18 protein-coding genes are annotated in these 20,083 nt (G+C 71.1%); 6 read left to right on the top strand and 12 right to left on the bottom strand.

All coding sequences use genetic code 11. The features are described 5' to 3' along the window. Positions 1-61: 61 nt before the first annotated feature. The 5 genes from FHT37_RS05860 to FHT37_RS05840 all read right to left on the bottom strand — a co-directional run bounded on the left by FHT37_RS05860 (position 62) and on the right by FHT37_RS05840 (position 8,293). On the bottom strand, positions 62-1,330 hold the full coding sequence (locus tag FHT37_RS05860) for an ABC transporter substrate-binding protein (RefSeq protein ID WP_183479427.1): 1,269 nt from the start codon (positions 1,328-1,330) through the stop codon (positions 62-64). Positions 1,331-1,383: 53 nt separating this feature from the next. Next, complete coding sequence (locus FHT37_RS05855) at positions 1,384-2,373, bottom strand: LacI family DNA-binding transcriptional regulator (RefSeq protein ID WP_091724538.1); 990 nt, start codon at positions 2,371-2,373, stop codon at positions 1,384-1,386. A 114-nt stretch (positions 2,374-2,487) separates the two neighbouring features. Beyond that, positions 2,488-3,906 carry an efflux transporter outer membrane subunit gene (locus FHT37_RS05850; protein WP_183479425.1) on the bottom strand — a complete coding sequence of 473 codons (1,419 nt, stop codon included), beginning with the start codon at positions 3,904-3,906 and terminating at the stop codon, positions 2,488-2,490. Next, entirely contained in the window at positions 3,903-7,097 is a 3,195-nt protein-coding gene (locus FHT37_RS05845; RefSeq protein WP_183479423.1) for a multidrug efflux RND transporter permease subunit, read from the bottom strand. The genes FHT37_RS05850 and FHT37_RS05845 overlap by 4 nt, the downstream gene beginning before the upstream one ends. 11 nt (positions 7,098-7,108) lie before the next feature. Then, positions 7,109-8,293 carry an efflux RND transporter periplasmic adaptor subunit gene (locus tag FHT37_RS05840; RefSeq protein WP_183479421.1) on the bottom strand — a complete coding sequence of 395 codons (1,185 nt, stop codon included), beginning with the start codon at positions 8,291-8,293 and terminating at the stop codon, positions 7,109-7,111. A gap of 141 nt (positions 8,294-8,434) precedes the next feature. On the opposite strand from FHT37_RS05840, the gene FHT37_RS05835 reads away from it, so the two are divergent. Both FHT37_RS05835 and FHT37_RS05830 read left to right on the top strand, forming a co-directional pair. Beyond that, positions 8,435-9,145: a response regulator gene (locus FHT37_RS05835; RefSeq protein ID WP_091724534.1), complete on the top strand. Its 711-nt coding sequence runs from the start codon at positions 8,435-8,437 to the stop codon at positions 9,143-9,145. After that, positions 9,142-10,251: an ATP-binding protein gene (locus FHT37_RS05830; protein WP_183479419.1), complete on the top strand. Its 1,110-nt coding sequence runs from the start codon at positions 9,142-9,144 to the stop codon at positions 10,249-10,251. Before FHT37_RS05835 ends, FHT37_RS05830 begins: the two co-directional genes overlap by 4 nt. Here the strand turns inward: FHT37_RS05830 and FHT37_RS05825 are convergent. The 3 genes from FHT37_RS05825 to FHT37_RS05815 form a co-directional block, all read right to left on the bottom strand. Beyond that, a complete protein-coding gene (locus tag FHT37_RS05825; RefSeq protein WP_183479418.1) occupies positions 10,242-11,324 on the bottom strand; it encodes a glycosyltransferase family 4 protein in 1,083 nt (360 codons plus the stop codon). The two genes, FHT37_RS05830 and FHT37_RS05825, sit on opposite strands and share 10 nt — an antisense overlap. Positions 11,325-11,409: 85 nt before the next feature. Next, positions 11,410-12,414 carry a tripartite tricarboxylate transporter substrate binding protein gene (locus tag FHT37_RS05820; RefSeq protein WP_183479416.1) on the bottom strand — a complete coding sequence of 335 codons (1,005 nt, stop codon included), beginning with the start codon at positions 12,412-12,414 and terminating at the stop codon, positions 11,410-11,412. Positions 12,415-12,533: 119 nt separating this feature from the next. Then, the gene (locus tag FHT37_RS05815; RefSeq protein WP_183479414.1) at positions 12,534-13,607 is read right to left on the bottom strand and encodes a tartrate dehydrogenase; all 1,074 of its coding nucleotides are present in this window, start codon (positions 13,605-13,607) and stop codon (positions 12,534-12,536) included. A gap of 143 nt (positions 13,608-13,750) precedes the next feature. Here FHT37_RS05815 and FHT37_RS05810 point away from each other — a divergent pair, with 143 nt between their 5' ends. The 3 genes from FHT37_RS05810 to FHT37_RS05800 all read left to right on the top strand — a co-directional run bounded on the left by FHT37_RS05810 (position 13,751) and on the right by FHT37_RS05800 (position 15,991). Continuing rightward, positions 13,751-14,755, top strand: coding sequence for a LysR substrate-binding domain-containing protein (locus FHT37_RS05810; RefSeq protein ID WP_255489499.1), 1,005 nt, complete (start codon positions 13,751-13,753; stop codon positions 14,753-14,755). A 72-nt stretch (positions 14,756-14,827) separates the two neighbouring features. After that, positions 14,828-15,034: a hypothetical protein gene (locus FHT37_RS05805; protein ID WP_091724529.1), complete on the top strand. Its 207-nt coding sequence runs from the start codon at positions 14,828-14,830 to the stop codon at positions 15,032-15,034. 171 nt (positions 15,035-15,205) lie between these two features. After that, positions 15,206-15,991, top strand: coding sequence for a tellurite resistance TerB family protein (locus FHT37_RS05800; protein WP_091724528.1), 786 nt, complete (start codon positions 15,206-15,208; stop codon positions 15,989-15,991). A gap of 58 nt (positions 15,992-16,049) precedes the next feature. Here FHT37_RS05800 and FHT37_RS05795 read toward each other — a convergent pair whose 3' ends face one another. From FHT37_RS05795 to FHT37_RS25100, 4 genes are all read right to left on the bottom strand, one after another. Next, a complete protein-coding gene (locus tag FHT37_RS05795; RefSeq protein ID WP_183479412.1) occupies positions 16,050-17,159 on the bottom strand; it encodes an S-(hydroxymethyl)glutathione dehydrogenase/class III alcohol dehydrogenase in 1,110 nt (369 codons plus the stop codon). Between the two features lie 193 nt (positions 17,160-17,352). Next, positions 17,353-18,135, bottom strand: coding sequence for an SDR family oxidoreductase (locus FHT37_RS05790; protein WP_183479410.1), 783 nt, complete (start codon positions 18,133-18,135; stop codon positions 17,353-17,355). Between the two features lie 35 nt (positions 18,136-18,170). Further along, on the bottom strand, positions 18,171-19,349 hold the full coding sequence (locus tag FHT37_RS05785) for a zinc-dependent alcohol dehydrogenase (protein WP_147242042.1): 1,179 nt from the start codon (positions 19,347-19,349) through the stop codon (positions 18,171-18,173). Continuing rightward, the gene (locus FHT37_RS25100; RefSeq protein WP_147241788.1) at positions 19,337-19,606 is read right to left on the bottom strand and encodes a hypothetical protein; all 270 of its coding nucleotides are present in this window, start codon (positions 19,604-19,606) and stop codon (positions 19,337-19,339) included. The genes FHT37_RS05785 and FHT37_RS25100 overlap by 13 nt, the downstream gene beginning before the upstream one ends. Here FHT37_RS25100 and FHT37_RS05780 point away from each other — a divergent pair. Then, positions 19,592-20,053, top strand: a complete 462-nt coding sequence (locus tag FHT37_RS05780; protein WP_183479408.1) for a DUF421 domain-containing protein — start codon at positions 19,592-19,594, stop codon at positions 20,051-20,053. The two genes, FHT37_RS25100 and FHT37_RS05780, sit on opposite strands and share 15 nt — an antisense overlap. Positions 20,054-20,083 lie beyond the last annotated feature (30 nt).

Here is a 20,083-nt window from a genome sequence, read left to right as displayed (position 1 = left end):
GCGCCGCGCTCGCGGCATGCGCCGATCACTGCGCCGGTCACTGCGCCGGTCACTGCGACGATTACTGCGTCTTTGCCGCCGCCACCAGCCGATCCATCGCCTGGGCCGGCGTGATCGCGTCGCTGTTCCAGAACTGGCTGACCACGTCCTTGAGCGCGCCCTCGACGGCGGCGCGGACCGCCATGCCATGCGCGATCGACGGCAGCAGCGTGCCGGCCTTGCCCGCCTCCGCGAAGTCGGCGGCCGAGGCCTTGGCGCAGTCGTCGTAGCGCGCCAGGCTCACGCCCTGGCGCACCGGGATCGAGCCCTTCTCCAGGTTGAAGGACTCCTGCACCGCCGGCGACAGGATGGCCGAGGCCATGTCGCGCTGCGCCTGCTGGTTGGCCCCGCCCTTGACCTTGAACATCGCGAAGGAGTCGACGTTGAAGGTGTAGGACTTCGCGGTGCCCGGCGCGGGCACGCACAGGAAGTCCTTGCCCGCGGTCTTGCCGGCGGCCAGGAACTCGCCCTTGGCCCAGTCGCCCATGATCTGCATCGCGGCCTCGCCCTTCATGACCATGGCCGTGGCCAGGTTCCAGTCGCGGCCCGGCGCATTGCGGTCGGTGTAGGCCTTCAGGCGGCGGAAGGTCGCGAGCGACTTCTCCATCGTCGGACTCTTCAGGCTGGCCGGGTCGAGCTGGATCAGCGCCTTGCGATAGAAGGCAGGGCCGCCGGTGCCCAGCACCACCGTCTCGAAGGTGGTGAAGTCCTGCCAGGACTGCCCGCCGTGGGCCAGCGGGATCACCCCGGCCTTCTTCAGCGCGTCGGCCGCGGTGAAGAACTCGTCCCAGCTCGTCGGCGGCTTGACGCCGGCCTTCTTCATCACCTCGGGATTGATCCAGAGCCAGTTGACGCGGTGCACGTTGACCGGCACGGCGATGTAGTGGCCCTTGTACTTCACGATGTCGCTGATGACCGGCAGCAGCAGCTCGTCCCAGCGCTCGGCCTTGGCGACGCTGTCGATGTTGGCCAGCATGCCTTCGGCGGCCCAGTCCTGCAGCAGCGGGCCCTTGATCTGCGCGGCGGTCGGCGCGTTGCCGGAGATGGCGCGCGACTTCAGCACCGTCATCGCCGCGTCGCCGGCGCCGCCGGCCACCGCGAAGTCCTTCCAGTGGTGGCCCTTGGCCTGCAGCGAGTCCTTCAGGCCGGAGATGGCCTTGGCCTCGCCGCCGCTGGTCCACCAGTGCAGCACTTCCAGGTCGCCGGCGCGCGCCGGGCCGGCCAGCGCGCCCAGGGTCGCGATCGCCGCGGTGGCGAGCACGGCGCGTCGGGTCAGGTGAATGGTCTTCATCGTTTGTCTCCTTTTGTGGTCTGGGGGTGGATCGGAAGGATGGGCAGGCGCCGTCAGTCGATGCAGCTGGTGCTGTCGCGCACCACCAGCTCGACCGGCAGGGTCACGGTCAGCGCCTCCGGCGTCGGCAGCTCCAGCAGCAGCTCGACGCCCTTGACGCCCAGCGCCGTCTTGTCCACGCGCACGGTGCTCAGCGGCGGATGGCTGACGGCGGCGCCGCCGATGTCGTCGAAGCCGATGACGGCGATGTCCTCGGGGATGCGCAGTCCGGCGTTCAGGCACTGCCGCAGGGCCACCAGGGCGGCGCTGTCGTTGAAGCAGACCACCGCGTCGGGCCGGCGGCGGCGGTCGAGCAGGCTGCGCATGGCCGCGGTGATGCCAGCCTCCCCGTCGCCCAGCTGCGGCGCGATGATCTCCAGGTCCGGGTCGGCCTGGACCTTGGCCTCGAACAGCGCCCGCCGGTAGCCGCGGGCGCGCTGCTCCAGGCTGTAATGCGCCGGCGAGCCCGAGATCAGCGCGATCGTCCGCCGCCCACTGCGCAGCAGGTGGCTGGTGGCCAGGAAGCTGCCGTGCTGATGGTCCGGGTTGACCGAGGTCATGCCGCGGCGATGCATGTCCACCAGCACCATCGGCTTGCCGCTGCGCTTGAGCGCGTCCAGCACCTCGGGCTCGAAGTAGCCGACGCACAGGTAGGCGTCGAGCGGGTGGACGCGCACCTGGTCGATCACCGGCTGCTCCGGCCCGGCCACGAGGAAGGAGAGCGACAGGCCTTCTCTCTTGCAGGCCTGCTCGGCGCCGTGGAGCACCGCCGAGAAGAAGGGGCTGGACGCCAGCGTGTTGTGCTGGCTGTGCAGCAGGAAGCCGATCCGGCGGATCTTCTTCTTGCGCAGGTGGTTGACGTCGTAGCCGAGACGCATGGCGGTCTCGCGCACGATCTGGCGGGTCTGCTCCGACAGGCCGGACTGGTTGCGCAGGCCGCGCGAGACGGTGCCGATGGACAGGCCGGCGGCCTTGGCGATATCGCGGATGGTGATGCTGCTCATGGGTTGGGGGCGATTCTTGGAAAGCCCGTTTCAAGGGTCAACGAAGTCGCACGAGTTTCCCAACTGTTTAGGACGGTTCGCTAAACACCCCAATCCTGACGACGATCGCTTCAGTTATTGACGCGATCGTGCTTCCAGCAGGACGCGGTCGTTCTCGCTCAACCCGCCGCCCAGCGCCTTGTAGAGCGCGATCGCATTGCCGATCTCCTCCCCGCGCAGGTCCAGCGCCGCCTGCCGGGCGGCGTACAGCTGCCGCTGCGCGTCCAGCACTTCCAGGCGGCTGTCGACGCCGGCCCGGTAGCGCAGCTCCGCGAGCGCCGCCCGGCGGTCCGCCGCCTGCACGACACGCTGCTGCGCCTCGGCCTGGCGCGCGTAGCGCTCCCGGCCGGACAGGCCGTCGGCCACCTCGCGGAAGGCCGCCTCGATGGCGCGTTCGTACTCCAGCACCGCGGCGGACTTGCGCAGCTCGGCCAGCCGCAGCTCCGTCCGCAACTGGCCGGCATGGAACAGCGGCTGCGTGATCTGCGGCGCGAAGGACCAGACGCCCGAGCCGCCCCTGAACAGGTCCTTCAGCCCCGGACTGGCCGTCCCCACCGACGCCGTGAGCGAGATCCGCGGGAGCAGCGCCGCGCGCGCCACGCCGATCTCGGCGTTTGCCGCCACCAGGGCGAGCTCCGCCTGGCGCAGGTCCGGGCGCCGTGCCAGCAGCTGCGACGGCAGGCCTGCGGGCAACTGCGTGATCACGGCCGCCTCCATCAGCGACGCGCCCTCGGGCAGGTCCGCCGGCAGCGGCTGGCCGACCAGCTGGGCGAGCGCATGGCCACGACGCTCGGCCTCGCGCTGGCGCGCCTCGCGGTCGGCCTCCGAGGCGGCCACCTGCGCCTCGGCCTGGGCGAGCTCGAGCGCGCCCGTCTGGTTCGCGGCCCGGAGCTGGCGGACCAGCGCCAGCGAGCCGCGCCAGTCCTCGACGGTGCGCGTGGCCAGCGTCAGCTGCGCCTGCGCGAGCCGCTCGGCGAAGTAGGCCTCGGCCACCGCGCCGACCAGCGCGATGCGCGCCGCGTCGCGTCCCTGCGCGGAGGCCAGGTAGCGCGCCAGCGCCGCGTCCGAGGACGCGCGGACCCGCCCGAACAGGTCGAGCTCAAACGCGGTGACGCCGACGCTCGCGCCCGCCTGGGTCTGCGTCGCGCGCTGGCCGCCGGCGTTGACGCGTTCGCGCGTCATCGAGAGGCCGGCATCCAGGTGCGGCAGCTCGGCCGCCTTCTGGACGTCGTACTGCGCGCGCACCATCTCGACGTTGAGCGCGGCCAGACGCAGGTCGCGGTTGTGGGTCAGCGCCAGCTCGATCAGCCGCTGCAGCGCCGGGTCGTTGAACATGGATCGCCAGCCGAGGTCGGCGGCGGTCCGGTCGCTCACCGGATCGTCCCGCAGCGGATAGGCGGCGGGCACCGGGCTGGCGGGGCGCTCCAGCGGCGGCGTCAGCGCGCAGCCGGTCAGCATCGCGGCCGCCGCGAGGGCGATGAACATCATCTTCATGCGGGCTCGCGGGAGGAATGGCGGTTGTTGTTGTCGTCGTTGCCGTCGTCGCTGCCACTGCCGGCGCGCGGGCCGGCCGGGGTCGACGCGGATCGCCCGCGCCACGCGGCGAGGCGCTCCTGCAGGCCCATCACGAAGACGAAGAAGACCGGCACGAACACCACCGCCAGGACCGTGGCGCTGACCATGCCGCCGAAGACGCCGGTGCCGATGGCGCGCTGGGTCTCGGCGCTCGCGCCGGAAGCCAGCATCAGCGGCACCACGCCCAGCACGAAGGCCAGCGAGGTCATCAGGATCGGCCGCAGGCGCATCCGCGCGGCGGTCACCACCGCGTCGACCAGGCCACGGCCCTCCTCCCGCAGCTGCTTGGCGAATTCGACGATCAGGATCGCGTTCTTCGCCGACAGCCCGATCACCGTGATCATCCCGACCTTGAAGAAGACATCGTTGGGCAGGCCGCGCAGCAGCACCGCCGCGACCGCGCCGATCAGGCCCAGCGGAACGACCAGCATCACCGACAGCGGGATGGACCAGCTCTCGTAGAGCGCCGCCAGCACCAGGAAGACGACCAGCATCGACAGCGCCAGCAGCATCGGCGCCTGCGCCGCGGACTCGCGCTCCTGCAGCGACTGGCCGGTCCATGCGACGGTGAAGCCCGGCGGCAGCTGCGCCGCCAGCCGTTCCATCTCGGCCATCGCCTCGCCGCTGGAGGTCGGGTAGTTGGCGCTGCCCGAGAGGCGCGCGGCCAGGTAGCCCTGGTACCGCGCCAGCTGCAGCGGCGTCTCGCTCCAGATCGGCCGGACCAGCTCCGACAGCTGCACCAGGCCGCCGGCGCCATTGCGCACGGTGAGCTTGAGCACGTCGTCCAGCTGCATGCGGGCCGGCGCGTCGGCCTGCACGATCACCTGCTGCATCCGGCCCCGGTTCGGGAAGTCGTTGACGTAGAGCGAGCCCATCGCCGTGGACACGGTGTCGCTGATGTCGTTGAACTCGACGCCCAGCGCCTGCGCCTTCTGGCGGTCGATCTCCAGCCGCACGCCGGTGCCCGGCGGCAGGCCTTCCGGATACACGCCGGTCACCGCGCTGCTCTGCGCCGCCAGCTCCAGCAGCCTGGCCTGCGCCGCCTGCAGCGCCGCGGCGCCCTGGTGGCCCTGGTCGACCAGCCGCATCGTGAAGCCGTAGGAATTCCCCAGCTCCTCGATGGCCGGCGGCATCAGGCTCATCACCATGCCCTCGGTGCCGGCCAGCGCCTCCTGGGCGCGCCGGGCCTCGTCGGCCGTGGTGGCGCCGTCGCGGCGGTCCCAGGGCTTCATGTTGGTGAAGGCCATCGCCGCGTTCGGGCCGGAGCCCGAGAAGCCGAAGCCCAGCACCGCCATGTTGCTGTCGACGCCGGGGCGCGTGGCCAGGTGGCGCTCGTAGGCGCGGATCGAGTCCATCGTGCGCTCGGTCGTCGCGTCCGAGGGCAGCTGGAACATCGTCATGAAGTAGCCCTGGTCCTCCTCCGGCAGGAACGAGGACGGCAGCACGCGCAGCGCCGCGACCAGCGCGCCCGACAGCGCCAGGAAGACCAGCATCATCCGCCCGCTGCGCGCGACCAGCCGCAGCACGCCGGACTCGTAGCGGCGCGTGAGCCGGTCGAAGCGCCGGTTGAACCAGCCGAAGAAGCCGCGCTTCTCCTGGTGGCCGGCCGGGACGGGCTTGAGCAGCGTGGCGCACAGCGCGGGCGTCAGGCTCAGCGCGAGGAAGGCCGAGAACAGGATGGACACCGCCATCGACAGCGCGAACTGCTGGTAGATCACGCCGACCGACCCGCTGGAGAAGGCCATCGGCAGAAACACCGCGGTCAGCACCAGCGTGATGCCGACGACCGCGCCGGTGATCTCCTTCATCGCCTTGACCGTCGCCTCGCGCGGTCCCAGGCCCTCCTCCGCCATCAGCCGCTCGACGTTCTCGACGACCACGATCGCGTCGTCCACGATGATGCCGATCGCCAGCACCATGCCGAACATGGTCAGCACGTTGACCGAGAAGCCGGCCACCAGCATCACCGCCAGCGTGCCCAGCAGCGCGATCGGCGCGACGATCGCCGGGATCAGCGTGTAGCGCAGGTTCTGCAGGAACAGGTACATCACGAGGAAGACCAGCACCATCGCCTCGAGCAGCGTGTGCACGACCTGCTCGATCGAGAGCTTCACGAAAGGCGCCGTCTCGAAGGGCACCGAGTAGCTCAGCCCCTTGGGCAGCGCCGGCTTGAGCTGCTCGATCCGGTCCAGCACCGCCTGCGCGGTCTTGACCGCGTTGCCGCCCGGCGCCAGTTGCACCGCGAGCGCGGACGCCGCCTTGCCGTTCTCGCTGATGACGAAGCCGTAGGACTGCGCGCCCAGTTCGACCCGGGCGACGTCGCGCAGCAGCAGCCGCGAGCCATCGGCATTGGCGCGCAGCACGATGGCCGCGAACTCCTCGGGCGAGCCGAGCTGGCCTTCCACCGTCAGCGGCACCGTCACCCGCTGGCCCGCGGTGGCGGGCGAGTCGCCCAGCCGTCCCGGCGAGATCTGCACGTTCTGGCGCGCGATGGCGCCACTGACGTCCGACATGCTCAGCCCGTAGCCGATCAGCTTGACCGGGTCGACCCAGACCCGCATCGCCTGCTCCGCCCCGAACAGCTGCACCCGGCCGACGCCGTCGATGCGGCGCAGTTCCTCGACGGTGTTGCGCGCGAGGTAGTCGCTCAGCGCGGTCTCGTCGACGCCGCCGTCGTCGGCCCGCAGGCCGATGATCATCAGGAAGGAGGACGAGGCGGACTCGACGACCAGGCCGTTCTGGCGCACCGCCTGCGGCAGCCGGGCTTCCACGGCCTTGATGCGGTTCTGCACGTCGACCTGCGCCATCGCCGGATCGGTGCCCGGCTTGAAGGTCGCGGTGATGCTGGCTTGGCCGGAGGTGTCGGCGGTGGACTCGAAGTAGAGCAGCCCCTTCACGCCGGACAGCTCATGCTCGATGAGGCTCACGACGCCGTCGTTCATCGACTGTGGCGTCGCGCCGGGAGAGGTGGCGGAGATGGTCACCGACGGCGGCGCCACCGAGGGATAGCGGGCGATCGGCAGCTGCGGCAGCGCGATCAACCCGAACAGCACGATGAACAGCGCGATGACCCAGGCGAAGACGGGCCGCTGGATGAAGAACTGAGGCATGGGGTCGCTCCTCAGCGCACGGTCGCGGTGGAGGCGGCGGCTAGCGGCGATGCGGCCTCGCTCGCGACCACCTGGGTCCTCACGCCTTCGACCAGCCGGTCCATGCCGGTGACCACGACGCGGTCGCCGGCGCGCAGGCCGGCGCTGACGCGGTAGTGGCGGTCGACCAGCTCGCCCAGCTGCACCGTGACGCGGCGGGCCTCGCCCGTGCCCGACAGCACCCAGACCTGCGTGCCCATGGCGCCGCGCTGCACCGCCTGCTGCGGCACGCGCAGCGCCTGCTCGTAGGCGATGCTCGAGAGGCGGGCTCGCACGAACATGCCGGGCAGCAGCTCGCGGCGGGGGTTGTCGACCAGCACGCGCATCAGCACGTCGCCCGTGCCCGCGTCCACGGACATGCCCGAGAACAGCACGCGCGCCTTCAGGTCGAGCGGCGCGCCGTCGGCGCCCAGGACGGTGACGGGCACGCCGGCACCCGCCCCTTCTTCGGCCCGGCCCTTGCCGGCGATCTCGAGCCGGCGCCTCAGCGGCGCCAGCGCGGCCGCGGGCTGGCGCACGTCGACATAGACCTGGTCGATCTGGACGATGCGCGCCAGCGGCGTGGCGTCGGTCGCGGCGACCAGCGCACCCTCGGTCTGCAGGGCCTGGTCGATGCGGCCGGCGATCGGCGCCTCGACGGTGGCGAACGCCAGGTCGAGCTGCCGGCGCCGATGCGTGGCGCGGGCCTGCGCCACGTCGGCGGCGGCGAGGTCGCGCTCGGTGGTGGCGTCGTCGAAGGCCTGGCGGCTGACGGCCTCGGCACGGGCCAGCGGCGCCAGCCGATCGTGCTGCTGCTGGGCCCGCGAGAGCGCGGCCTCGGCCCGCTGGAGCGCGGCGGCCGCGATGGCGGCCTCGGCCTGGAACGGCGCGGCATTGATCGCGAACAGCGGCTGCCCGGCGCGCACCTCGGCGCCCTCCTGGAACAGCCGGCGCTGCACGATGCCGCTGACCTGCGGCCGGATCTCGGCCACGCGCAGCGCGGCGACGCGGCCGGGGAAATCCTCCGAGACGGTCAGCGCCTCGGGCTTCAGCGTGGTCACCGTCACGGCGGGCGGCGGCGCCGGCGGCATCTCGCCGGCCTCCATCCCGCACGCGGCCAGCAGGCTCGCGGCCAGGGCGCCCGCGCCGCGCCGGACCCAGGGCGTTCGATTCTTCATGTTCACGTCGCTTTCAGACTTCAGGGACAGCGGCGATCGCCGTCGCCAAGGGGCCGGAGTCTGGACAGCGTCGATGGAGGCCGGGCTGAGGAACTGTGGAGATTCGATGGAGCGGCGATCGCCGGAGGAGAATCCGCGCCCATGACGGATGCCTTCACCAGTTCCCTCGTGCTGATCGTCGAGGACGAGCCCGAGATCGCCGACATCCTCCAGGCCTACCTGGAGCGCGAGGGCCTGCGCACCGCGCGCGCCACCGATGGCCGGCGCGCGCTGGAGCATCACCTCGCGCTCAAGCCCGACCTGGTGCTGCTGGACGTGCAGATGCCGCTGCTGGACGGCTGGCAGGTGCTGGCCGCGATCCGCCAGCGCGGCGACACGCCGGTGATCCTGCTGACCGCGCTGGACCAGGACGTCGACAAGCTGACCGGGCTGCGCATCGGCGCCGACGACTACGTCGTCAAGCCCTTCAACCCGGCCGAGGTGGTGGCGCGCGTGCAGGCGGTGCTGCGCCGCGCGGGCCGGCCCAGCCGCCCGCCCGCGCCGGTGCTGCGCGTGGCGCCGTTCGAGATCGACCTGGAGAACCATGTCGCGACCGCCGAGGTCGGCGGCCTGCCGCAGCGGCTGTCGCTGACGCTGACGGAGTTCCGGCTGCTGGCCGAGATGGCGCGCCATCCACGGCGCGCCTACAGCCGCGCCGAGCTGCTCCAGGCCTGCCTGCCCGAGGGCGACGCGCTCGAGCGCACCGTGGACAGCCACGTCAGCAAGCTGCGCCGCAAGCTCGAGGACCTGGGCGTCGAGGGCGTGCCGGCCAGCGTGCGGGGCATCGGCTACCGCTTCCGGGAGGTCGAATGAATCCCGCGCCGGCGCGCCGGCGGTCGGAGCTCCCTGCCGGCGGGCTGAGCCGGCAGATCGTGCTGTCGATGACGATGGTCGCGTTCTGGCTGACGGTGCTGGTGATCAGCACCTCCTTCGCCTTCTATTACGTGCTGTCGCGGGTGCAGCCCGAGATCATGGAGACCGACTCCATGGCGTTGACGCCGCCCGAGATCGTCTGGATGGTGCTCACCACGATCGCGGCGATGGCGGGCGCGGCCTGGGTCGCTTCGCGGCTGGCGCGGCGCATCCTGGTGCCGCTGAACTCGGTGGCCGACTGCATCCAGCAGGTCGCCGCCGGCGACCTCAGCGCCCGTGCCGTCGGTGGCGACCTGTCGCTGGGCGAGGCCTCGCGGCTGGTCGAGGATTTCAACTCGATGGCCGACCAGCTCGAGCGCGTCACCCAGGAAAAGGCGCAGTGGAACGCCGCGATCGCGCATGAGCTGCGCACGCCGGTGACCATCCTGCGCGGCCGCCTGCAGGGGCTGGCGGACGGTGTCTTCGAGCCGTCCGAGGCGCAGTTCCGCAAGCTGCTGTCGCAGGTGGAGGGCCTGTCCCGGCTGATCGACGACCTGCGCACGCTGGGCCTGTCCGAGAGCGGCCACCTGCACCTGCAGATCGTCGAGACCGACCTCGCCGAGGAAGTGCGGAAGGTTGTCGACGTGTACGAGCACGCGATGGCGGCGGCGGGCCAGCGCGTCGTCCTCGACCTGCCGCCGGGCCGCGCCCACGTCGACCCGGTGCGCCTGCGCCAGGTGCTGCTGGCCCTGCTCGAGAACGCCCGCAAGTACGCGGTGCCGGGCGTCGTGCGCGTGCATGCGGGCGTGAGCCGCGGTGTCTGCGTGCTGCGCGTCGAGGACGAGGGACCGGGAGTGCCCGCGGCCGTCGCGCAGCGCGTCTTCGAGGCGTTCTGGCGCGCGGAGAGCTCGCGCTCGCGCGACAGTGGCGGCACCGGATTGGGATTGGCGGTGGTCGGCGCGATCGCGCGCGCGCATCGCGGCCACGCGGTGTGCGTGCCGTCGCCGCTGGGCGGGACGGCGATCGAGCTGACCTGGCCGGACACGCCGGCCGGGACTCAGGCGTAGGAACCGCCAAGCGTCGACGTCGACGTCGGCATCAGCGAGCGATAGAAGGCCTCGATCCGGGCGACCGCCAGGTCGCGGTCATAGGGCGACAGGTCATAAGCGACGCGTGACCGCACCCGGCCATGCCCCGGCAGGCGCAGGCCGCGGATGCTCGCCTGCAGAGCCGTGCCCAGCGCGGTGACGTCCTCCAGCGGCACGAGCGTCGCCGGCGCGTCCGACAACAGCTGCTGCAGCCCGTTCGTGCGCGTGGCCACGATGGGCAGCCCGGCGCGCATCGCCTCCAGCACCGCCAGCGGCAGGGCCTCCTCGCGCGAGGGGGAGACGAACAGGTCCATGTCCTCCAGCACCGCGTCGACGTCGTCGCGGAAGCCGAGGAAGTGGATGCCCGGATGACCCGCGGCCAGCCGCTTCAGCGCCCTCGCCTCCCGGCCCTCGCCGAGGATGGCCAGCACCGCGTGGCCCGGCGCATGCCGCGAGAACGCACGGATCAGCAGATCGACCCCCTTGCTGCGATGCAGCCGGGCGACGGTGCCGACGAGCACCTGGTCGTCGGCCAGCTTGAGCTGCTCGCGCAGGCCCGGCCGTCGCGGCGCTTCGCGCGAGGCCTTGCGCTGATCCGATCGCGGCGGCCAGTTGTAGATCACCCGCGCCGCACCGAGGTAGTCGCCGAGCGAGTCCCACTGCGCCTGGTTGACGCAGATCAGGCCGTCGAGTCGCTCGTGGTGATGGGCCTTGTAGCCGACGTGCAGCGTGCCGAAGCGCAGCGCCGCCTCGCAGCGGGCGACGGTCTTGCAGGCGGGGCCGAGGTGGCCGTGGCAGAGGTCCGCGCCCAGCCGGCGCAGCAGCGCATCCAGGCGGGTGCCGCGCCACAGCGGCAGCGCCAGCACATGGTGGTCGACGCCCGCCGGCATGGCGCGGCACAGCGCCGTGCTGCCGCGGGTGACCACGTGGACGCGGTGGCCGGCCGCGGCCTGCGCGGCGGCGAGGTCGAGCGCATGCCGTTCCGCGCCGGCCAGGCGGGACGAGAAGACGACATGGACGATGGTCAGTGGAGGGAGTGAGGGGGAAGCCATGGCGCCCAGTCTGGGACGCCTGCATGGACCCTTCGTGGACGGATCGTGGAGAGATGATGGAGGGCCCGGCCCGCCCCGGCGCCCCTCACTCGATCTGGACGTTCGCGTCCTTCACCAGCTTCGCGAATCTGCCGGTCTCGCTGCGGATCTGCGCGGCCAGCTGCTCGCTGCTGCCACCGGTCGGCTCGGCGCCGATCTCGTCCATGCGCTTGCGGAACTCCGGCGCCTGGATCACCTTCACCATCTCCGCGTTCAGGCGGGCGACGATGTCCCGGGGCGTCGCCGCCGGCGCCAGCACGCCGAACCAGGTGCCGATGTCGAAACCCTTGAGCCCCGCTTCCTCCAGCGTCGGCACGTCGGGCAGCGCGCTGGAGCGCCGGGCCGTCGTGACCGCCAGCGCGCGCAGCTTGCCGGCCTTGATGTGCGGCAGCACCGGCGTGATGGTGTCGAAGGACATCTGGATCTGCGCGCCGAGCAGGTCGGTGGCGAGTGGGCCGCTGCCCTTGTAGGGCACGTGCAGGAGCGTGGTGCCGGTGGCGTTCTGGAACTGGGTACCGATCAGGTGCTGCGCGGTGCCGTTGCCGTTGGAGCCGTAGCTCCATTGGCCTGGATGGGCCTTCACCGCCGCGACCAGCTCGGCCACCGACTTCGCCGGCGTCGCGCCCGCATTGACGACCAGCACGTTGGGCACGAGCGCCAGGCCGGTGATCGGCACGAAGTCCTTCTGGAAGTCGTAAGGCAGCTTCTTGTAGACGCTGCTCGCGATCGTGTGGTGGACCGCGCCGATCAGCAGCGTGTAGCCGTCCGGCTTGGCCTTGGCGACGTAGTCGGCTCCGAGCGTCGCGCCCGCGCCGGGACGGCTCTCGACGATCACCGGCTGGCCCAGGCTCTGCTGGAGCTTCTCCGCCAGCGCGCGGGCCAGCACGTCGGTGGTGCCGCCGGCGGGGAAAGGCACGACCAGGGTGACCGGTTTCGTCGGCCAGGGCTGGGCGAAGGCCGGCGGTGCGAGCAGCGCGGGCGCGGCGACGGCCAGGCCGATCGTGGTGGCGAGCAGCGTGCGTCGGGCGCGGTGGAGTGTCGAAAGGCTCATGGGGTCTCCTGGTCGATGGCTCTGGGGCCACTCGGGCGGGTGCGGCCCTCACCCCTGCCCTCTCCCGCAAGCGGGAGAGGGAGCAAGACAGGTGAGCGGCTGCGCGGTGCGACGCGGTGCTATGCGGCGTGGCGGAGCGCGGCGATCACCGCGGCGGTGACATCGGTGGTCTTCGCCTGGCCGCCGAGGTCGCCGGTGTGCAGCGCCGGATTGGCGGTCACCGATTCGATGGCGCGCATCAGGCGCCGGGCGGCGTCGTCCTCGCCCAGGTGTTCCAGCAGCATCACCGCGGACCAGAAGGTGCCGATCGGATTGGCCAGGCCGCGGCCCATGATGTCGAAGGCCGAGCCGTGGATCGGCTCGAACATCGAGGGATAGCGGCGTTCCGGGTCGATGTTGCCCGTCGGCGCGATGCCCAGGCTGCCGGCGAGCGCGGCCGCCAGGTCGCTGAGGATGTCGGCATGCAGGTTGGTCGCGACGATGGTGTCCAGCGTCGCCGGCTTGTTGACCATGCGCGCGGTCGCGGCGTCGACCAGCTCCTTGCCCCAGGTGACGTCGGGAAACTCCGCGGCGACCTGCGCGGCGATCTCGTCCCACATGACCATCGCATGGCGTTGCGCGTTGCTCTTGGTGATCACCGTCAGCAGCTTGCGCGGCCGCGACTGCGCCAGCTTGAAGGCGAAGCGCATGATCCGCTCGACGCCGGCGCGCGTCATGACGGACACGTCCGTCGCGGCCTCGATCGGATGGCCCTGGTGGACGCGGCCACCGACACCGGCGTACTCGCCCTCGGAGTTCTCGCGCACGATCACCCAGTCCAGGTCGCGCGGTCCGCAGCGCTTGAGCGGCGCGTCGATGCCAGGCAGCACGCGGGTCGGCCGCACGTTGGCGTACTGGTCGAAGCCCTGGCAGATCTTCAGCCGCAGGCCCCACAGCGTGATGTGGTCCGGGATGTCCGGGTCGCCGGCCGAGCCGAACAGGATCGCGTCCTTGTCGCGCAGCGCCTCCAGGCCGTCGGCCGGCATCATCTCGCCGTGCGCGCGGTGCCAGTCGCCGCCCCAGCCGAAGTGCTCGAACTCGAAGCGGAAGCGATCGGTCGTGGCGGCGAGCGCCTCCAGCACCTCGCGGCCGGCGGGAATGACTTCCTTGCCGATGCCGTCGCCGGGGATCGTGGCGATGCGATAGGTCTTCATGGGAATGGGTCTCCGGTCTCGTGTCCAAAGCGGCCTCAGGTGAGGCGTCTCGGGATCGACTCTAGGGAGCGGCGACTGCCATGGATCGCGGCTACATTCAAGCCGTCCTTAACCTGGATTCAACAATCGGAGGGGCCATCGGCATGGCATCCAAGACCTCGCCGCGCAGGGAAGCCGCGGCCATGCCCGTGGCGGCGATCGCACCGGCGGACCTGAGCTTCTTCTCGACGCTGTGCAGCGCCGGCAGCCTCAGCGCCGCCGCACGCGAGCTCGGCATCACCACCGCCGCGGTGAGCAAGCACCTGACGCAGATGGAGGGCCGGATCGGCACACCGCTGCTCAGCCGCACGACGCGCCGCATGAGCCTGACGCAGGAAGGCGAGCTCTACCTGGACCATGCGCGGCGCATCCTGGCCGCGATCGACGACCTGCAGGAGCTGCTCAGCGCCAGCGGCGGCACCGCGAGCGGCCTGCTGCGGGTGAACGCGACGCTGGGCTTCGGCCGCACGCACATCGCGCCGCTGATCTCGAGCTTCGCGCGCCAGCATCCGAAGCTGCAGGTGCAGCTGCAACTGTCGGTCAATCCGCCGCCGCTGCACGAGGACGCCTTCGACGTCTGCATCCGTTTCGGCCCGCCGCCCGATGCGCGGGTCATCGCACGGCGGATCGCGTCCAACCGCCGGCTGCTGTGCGCGTCCCCCGCCTACCTGGCGCGGCATGGCACGCCGAAGACGCCAGCCGAGCTGGTGCGTCACGACTGCATCGGCATCCGCCAGGGGGAGGAGGCCTATGGGCTGTGGCGACTGAGCGCGCGGCGCGGCCGCAAGACGGTGACCGAGGCGGTGAAGACGCGCGGCGCGCTGACCACCAACGATGGCGAGATCGCGGTGAACTGGGCGCTCGACGGTCACGGCATCCTGATGCGCGCGGAATGGGACATCGCGCGTTTCCTCGCCAGCGGGCGCCTGGTGCAGGTGCTGCCCGACTGGGAGACGCCGGACGCCGACATCTATGCCGTCTATCCGCAGCGCGTCCAGGGAACGGCCCGGGTCCGGCAATTCGTCGAGCACCTGGCGCAGGCGTTCGGAGCGCTCACTCGCGCAGTCCATGAGCCCGATGCGCCGGTCTGTCGCGCGACGGCCGCGTGACGCTGCGGCCAGCGCTATGGTGCCGCCCTGCCGCGTTGATCCGGCGCGGTGTTGCGACCCAAGGAGTACGTCATGAGTTTCTTCGGCTTGCTGTGCTGGCTGGTTCTGTTCGTGCTGTGCTGGCCGCTGGCCTTGCTGGCGCTGGTGATGTGGCCGATCGTGTGGCTGCTGACGCTGCCGTTCCGGCTGATCGGCCTGAGCGTCGAGGCGGTCTTCGCCCTGCTCAAGGCCATCCTGTTCCTGCCGGCCCGGGTGCTGGGCTGGCGCGAGACACGCTGAAGGGCTCCGCCGTGGAGCCGCGGCGACAACGATGGCCGCCATGCCTAGCATCGACGGCCGCGACGATCAAGACCGCCGGCCCGTCGTCTCCCGCAGCCCCATGGGATCTTGGGAATGCCGTGGCCCGGCCTCAACTGGCAGGCTTTCGCTTCACATGGCAAGGGGCAGACGATGAGCGCACATGGACTTCTGGACCAATTGCTGAGATCCGGACGTGACCTGCTCGAAGGCCGCGGTGGCGGCATGAGCCGCGGCGGATCGGGCGGGCTCGGCGGGCTGGGCAGCCTGGGCGACCTCGCCAATCTCGGCGGCCTGGGCAAGCTCGGAGCCGGCGCGGGTGCGGCCGGCGTGCTGGGTGCGCTGCTGGGCAGCAAGCGCGGCCGCAGCTACGGCGGCAAGGCCTTGAAGTACGGCAGCATCGCGGCGCTCGGGCTGATGGCCTACAAGGCCTACACGAGCTGGCAGGCGCAGCAGCAGGCCCAGGGGGCGAGCGCCTCGGGCGGCGCAGGCGCGGCACGGCCGGGCGGATCGACCGCTTCGGCGACGTGGACGCCGGGCGCCGTGGCGGCTGAACCGCGCACGCTGGACCGCGTGCCGCCAGCGGAGGCGGAGCAGCACAGCCGCGCGGTGCTGCTGGCGATGATCGCGGCGGCCAAGGCCGACGGTCACCTCGACGACCGCGAGCGCGAGCTCATCGAGAACGAACTGGCCCGCCTGGACGGCGATGCCGAGCTGCGCCGCTGGCACGAGGACGCACTGCGCCGGCCACTCGATCCGGCGGCCGTGGCGCAGGCGGCCACGACGCCGGAGATCGCTGCCGAGATGTACCTGGCGACCCTGCTGATGGTCGACGAGACCAGCTTCATGGAACGCGCCTACCTCGACGAACTCGCCCGGCAGCTGAAGCTGCCCGACGGCCTCAAGGCGCAGCTCGAGGCGCAGGCACTGCAGTCGTGACGCTGGCGCGCCGGCCGCCGATCGCCATCCACGGCGAGGGCCGGCGGCTCGCGCGCAATCAGTAGTGGACGACCGAGCGGATCGACTTGCCTTCGTGCATCAGGTCGAAGGCCTCGTTGATGCCGGTCAGCGGCATGGTGTGGGTGACGAAGGGCGCGAGCTGGATGTCGCCGCGCATCGCCTCCTCCACCATGCCCGGCAGCTGCGAGCGGCCCTTCACACCGCCGAAGGCCGTGCCTTTCCAGGTCCGGCCGGTCACCAGCTGGAAGGGGCGCGTCGAGATCTCCTGGCCCGCGCCCGCGACGCCGATGACGATGGACTGGCCCCAGCCGCGGTGCGCGCACTCCAGCGCCGCGCGCATCACGTTGACATTGCCGATGCATTCGAAGGAGTGATCGACGCCCCAACCGGTCATCTCGACGATCACCTGCTGAATCGGCTTGTCGTGGTCCTTCGGATTCACGCAGTCGGTCGCGCCGAAGACCTTGGCCAGCTCGAACTTGGACGGGTTGGTGTCGATCGCGATGATGCGGCCGGCCTGCGCCAGCTTCGCGCCCTGGATCACCGCCAGCCCGATGCCGCCCAGGCCGAACACGGCCACCGAGTCGCCGGGCTGCACCTTGGCGGTGTTCTTCACCGCGCCCAGGCCGGTGGTCACGCCGCAGCCGAGCAGGCAGACCTGCTCGGGGTTCGCTTCGGGATGGACCTTGGCCAGCGACACCTCGGCCACCACCGTGTACTCGCTGAAGGTCGAGCAGCCCATGTAGTGGTAGACCGGCTGGCCCTGGTAGGAGAAGCGCGTCGTGCCGTCGGGCATCACGCCCTTGCCCTGGGTGGCGCGCACGGCGACGCACAGGTTGGTCTTGCCGGACTTGCAGAACAGGCACTCGCCGCATTCGGCGGTGTAGAGCGGGATGACGTGGTCGCCGGGCTTGACGCTGGTGACGCCCTCGCCCACCTCGACGACGATGCCCGCGCCTTCGTGGCCGAGCACGGCAGGGAACAGGCCTTCCGGATCGTCGCCGCTGAGCGTGAACGCATCGGTGTGGCAGACGCCGGTGTGGGTGATCTTCACCAGCACCTCGCCCTTGCGGGGCGGCTCGACATCGATCTCGACGATCTGCAGCGGCTGGCCGGCTGCGAAGGCGACGGCGGCACGGGATTTCATGAGAGGGCCTTTCGGAGGAACGGAATGAGCACGCGCCCCGGAGGGCGCGACGATGCGGGGCAGTCTATACCCCGAGCCTTCCGGGCGCGCCTGCGCGCCGCCCCCAAGTGCGCGCCGCATGCGCCTCGCGCACGACAGCCGCCTTCCGGCGCGTTCCGTTCCTCTTTCCGCTGTGCCCGGCCTGCCGGCCCGCTCAAGCCTTGCCCGGCTCCGCCATCCGCCGGTGCTGCTCGGCCAGCACCCCGGCCGGCGTCACGTTGGCCAGCACGGCCTGCAGCTTGTTCTTCCAGCCGGCCAGCACCGCGCTCTCGCCGTCCTCCATCGCCTCGTAGCCGGTGCGCGCGACCTCCTCGGGCGGCTGCTTGCGCTGCGTCCCGACCTTGGTGTCCGTCAGCTCGGCGCGCTCGAAGAACTCGGTGTCCGTCGGCCCCGGCATCAGCACCGTGACCGACACGTTGGTGTCCTTCAGCTCGTTGCGCAGCGCGTAGGCGAAGGAATCGATGAAGGCCTTGGTGCCGTTGTAGACCGCCTGGAAGGTGCCCGGCATCAGGCCCGCGATCGAGCCGGTGATCAGGATCTTCCCGGCATTGCGGTCCCGCATCGACCGCCCGACGCGCTGGATCAGGTCGAGTGTGCCGGTGATGTTGGTGTCGATGACATGCCGCACCGCATTGAAGTCCTGGTCCAGGAAGGCATGGCCCAGGCCGTGGCCGGCATTGGCCAGCAGCGCGTCGACCGGCCGCCCCGCCAGCGCCGCATGGAGCGCGTCCACGCCGCCGGGCGTCGCCAGGTCGGCCTCGATTGCCTGCACCTGCGCGCCCTCGGCCTGGCAGGCGGCGACGGTGTCGTCCAGCGGCCGGTCCGCGGCGATCAGCAGGTCGTAGCCATGGCGGGCGCATTCGAGCGCGAGCTCGCGGCCGATGCCGCTGGACGCGCCGGTCACGACGGCCAGCGGCCGTCCGGAGGTGTCGTTCATCGTGGACTCCTTGGAAACGTGGATCGGAAGACGGCTCAGCTGAGCCCGAACGGCGTCAGCACCACCTTGCGGCAGTCCTCTTCCTTCTTGTTGAAGATCTCGTAGCCGCGCGCGGCCTCGACCAGCGGCATCCGGTGGCTGACGATCAGGTCGGGCTTGAGCTCGCCGCGCTCGATGTGGCGCAGCAGCTCGGGCATGAAGCGCTGCGCATGCGTCTGGCCGCTGGTGAAGCTCAGGCCCTTCTCGAAGGCGTCGCCGAACAGGAAGCCGTGGATGAACCCGGCATAGACGCCAGGCACGCTGACGATGCCGCCGCGGCGCGTCGCCGCGATCGCCCAGCGCAGCGAGGTGCCGCTGGAGCCCTCGAGCTTGAGCGTCGACAGCACCGTCTCCACCGTGCTGCCCTTGGCCTCGAAGCCGACGGCGTCGATCGACGCGTCGACGCCGCGGTGGTCGGTCTGCTCGATGATGAAAGCCGCCGGATCGTCGATCTGGTCGAAGTCGATCGGCAGCACGCCGTAGGTCTCCTTGGCGAAGGCCAGCCGGTAGGGATGGTGGTCCACCATGAAGATGCGCTCGGCGCCGAGCAGCCGCGCGCTGGCCGCCGCCATCATGCCGACCGGCCCGGCGCCGAAGATCGCGATCGTCGAGCCCGCCGTCACCTGCGCGTTCAGCGCCGCCTGGTAGCCGGTGGGCAGGATGTCGGACAGGAAGAGCACCTGCTCGTCGCTCAGCTGCGTGTCCGGGATCACCAGCGGGCCGACATCGGCCTTGGGCACCCGCACGTACTGCGCCTGGCCGCCCGGATATCCGCCGTACAGATGGCTGTAGCCGAACAGGCCCGCGCCGGCGCGGATGTCCTTCTTGTTCAGGATCGCGCCGCGGCCGGGGTTGGTGTTCTCGCAGGCGGCGAACAGCTTGCGGCCGCAGAAGAAGCAGTCGCCGCAGGAGATGGTGAAGGGCACGACCACCCGGTCGCCTCGCCGCAGCTTCGTCACGCCGCGGCCCACCTCCTCCACCACGCCCATGAACTCGTGGCCGAGGATGTCCCCGTCCTTCATGTCAGGGATCTTGCCGCGGTAGATGTGCAGGTCGGACCCGCAGATCGCCGTCGCGGTGACGCGCAGCAGGATGTCGTCGTCGGCGGCGAGCACCGGATCGGGCACCGTCTCGACGCGCACGTCATGGGCACCGTGGTAGGTCAGGGCAAGCATGGGAAGCCTTTCTTCATCGATGACAGCGGGGTTTGCACCGAATCCGGCAACCGCAGGGCCCGCCGCGAGCGGGCTTCTTCCAGGCCAGCGGCGCCTCCGATCAGCACGCCGCGATGCGGGTCGGCATTCGCTGCCGACGCGTTGACGGCAAGGAAGCGCGTCCCCGCCGCCCGGCGGTGTTGCAGGCACCGCCTTTGCCTCGACGAGGTGTCGCCGAAAGGCGCTTCGGAGCGATGGATTCGATGTTCGACCTGCAAGTCAGTCCCTGGGAACTGCTGGCGCGCGCCGCGCTGATCTACTTCGCGCTGCTGATCATGGTGCGGCTCTCCGGCAAGCGCACCGTGGGCCAGTTCACACCGTTCGACCTGCTGGTGGTCATGCTGCTGAGCGAGGCCGTCAGCAATGGCCTGAGCGGCGGCGAGGAGTCGGTGACCGGCGCCTGGATCGTGGCCGGCGCGCTGATCGTGATGAACGGCCTGATGGGCTTCTTCGGCTCGCGCAGCCGGCGTGTCGAGCGGCTGCTGGAGGGCTCGCCGGTGTTGATCGGCCGCGATGGCCAGTGGTTTCCCGAGGTGATCCGTCGGCACCGCCTCAGCGACCTGGACGTCGAGAAGGCGCTGCGCGAAGCGGACTGCTCGCTCGCCGACGTCAAGATCGCCATCCTGGAAAGCGACGGCAGCATCAGCATCGTGAAGAAGAAGTGACGCCGGCCGTCGCAGGGCGGGCCCGCCCGG

Source organism: Mitsuaria sp. BK037 (assembly GCF_014193045.1).
GTDB lineage: Bacteria > Pseudomonadota > Gammaproteobacteria > Burkholderiales > Burkholderiaceae_C > Roseateles.
Note: the sequence above shows the minus strand (reverse complement) of the source record. Positions and strands in the feature narration are given on the sequence as shown.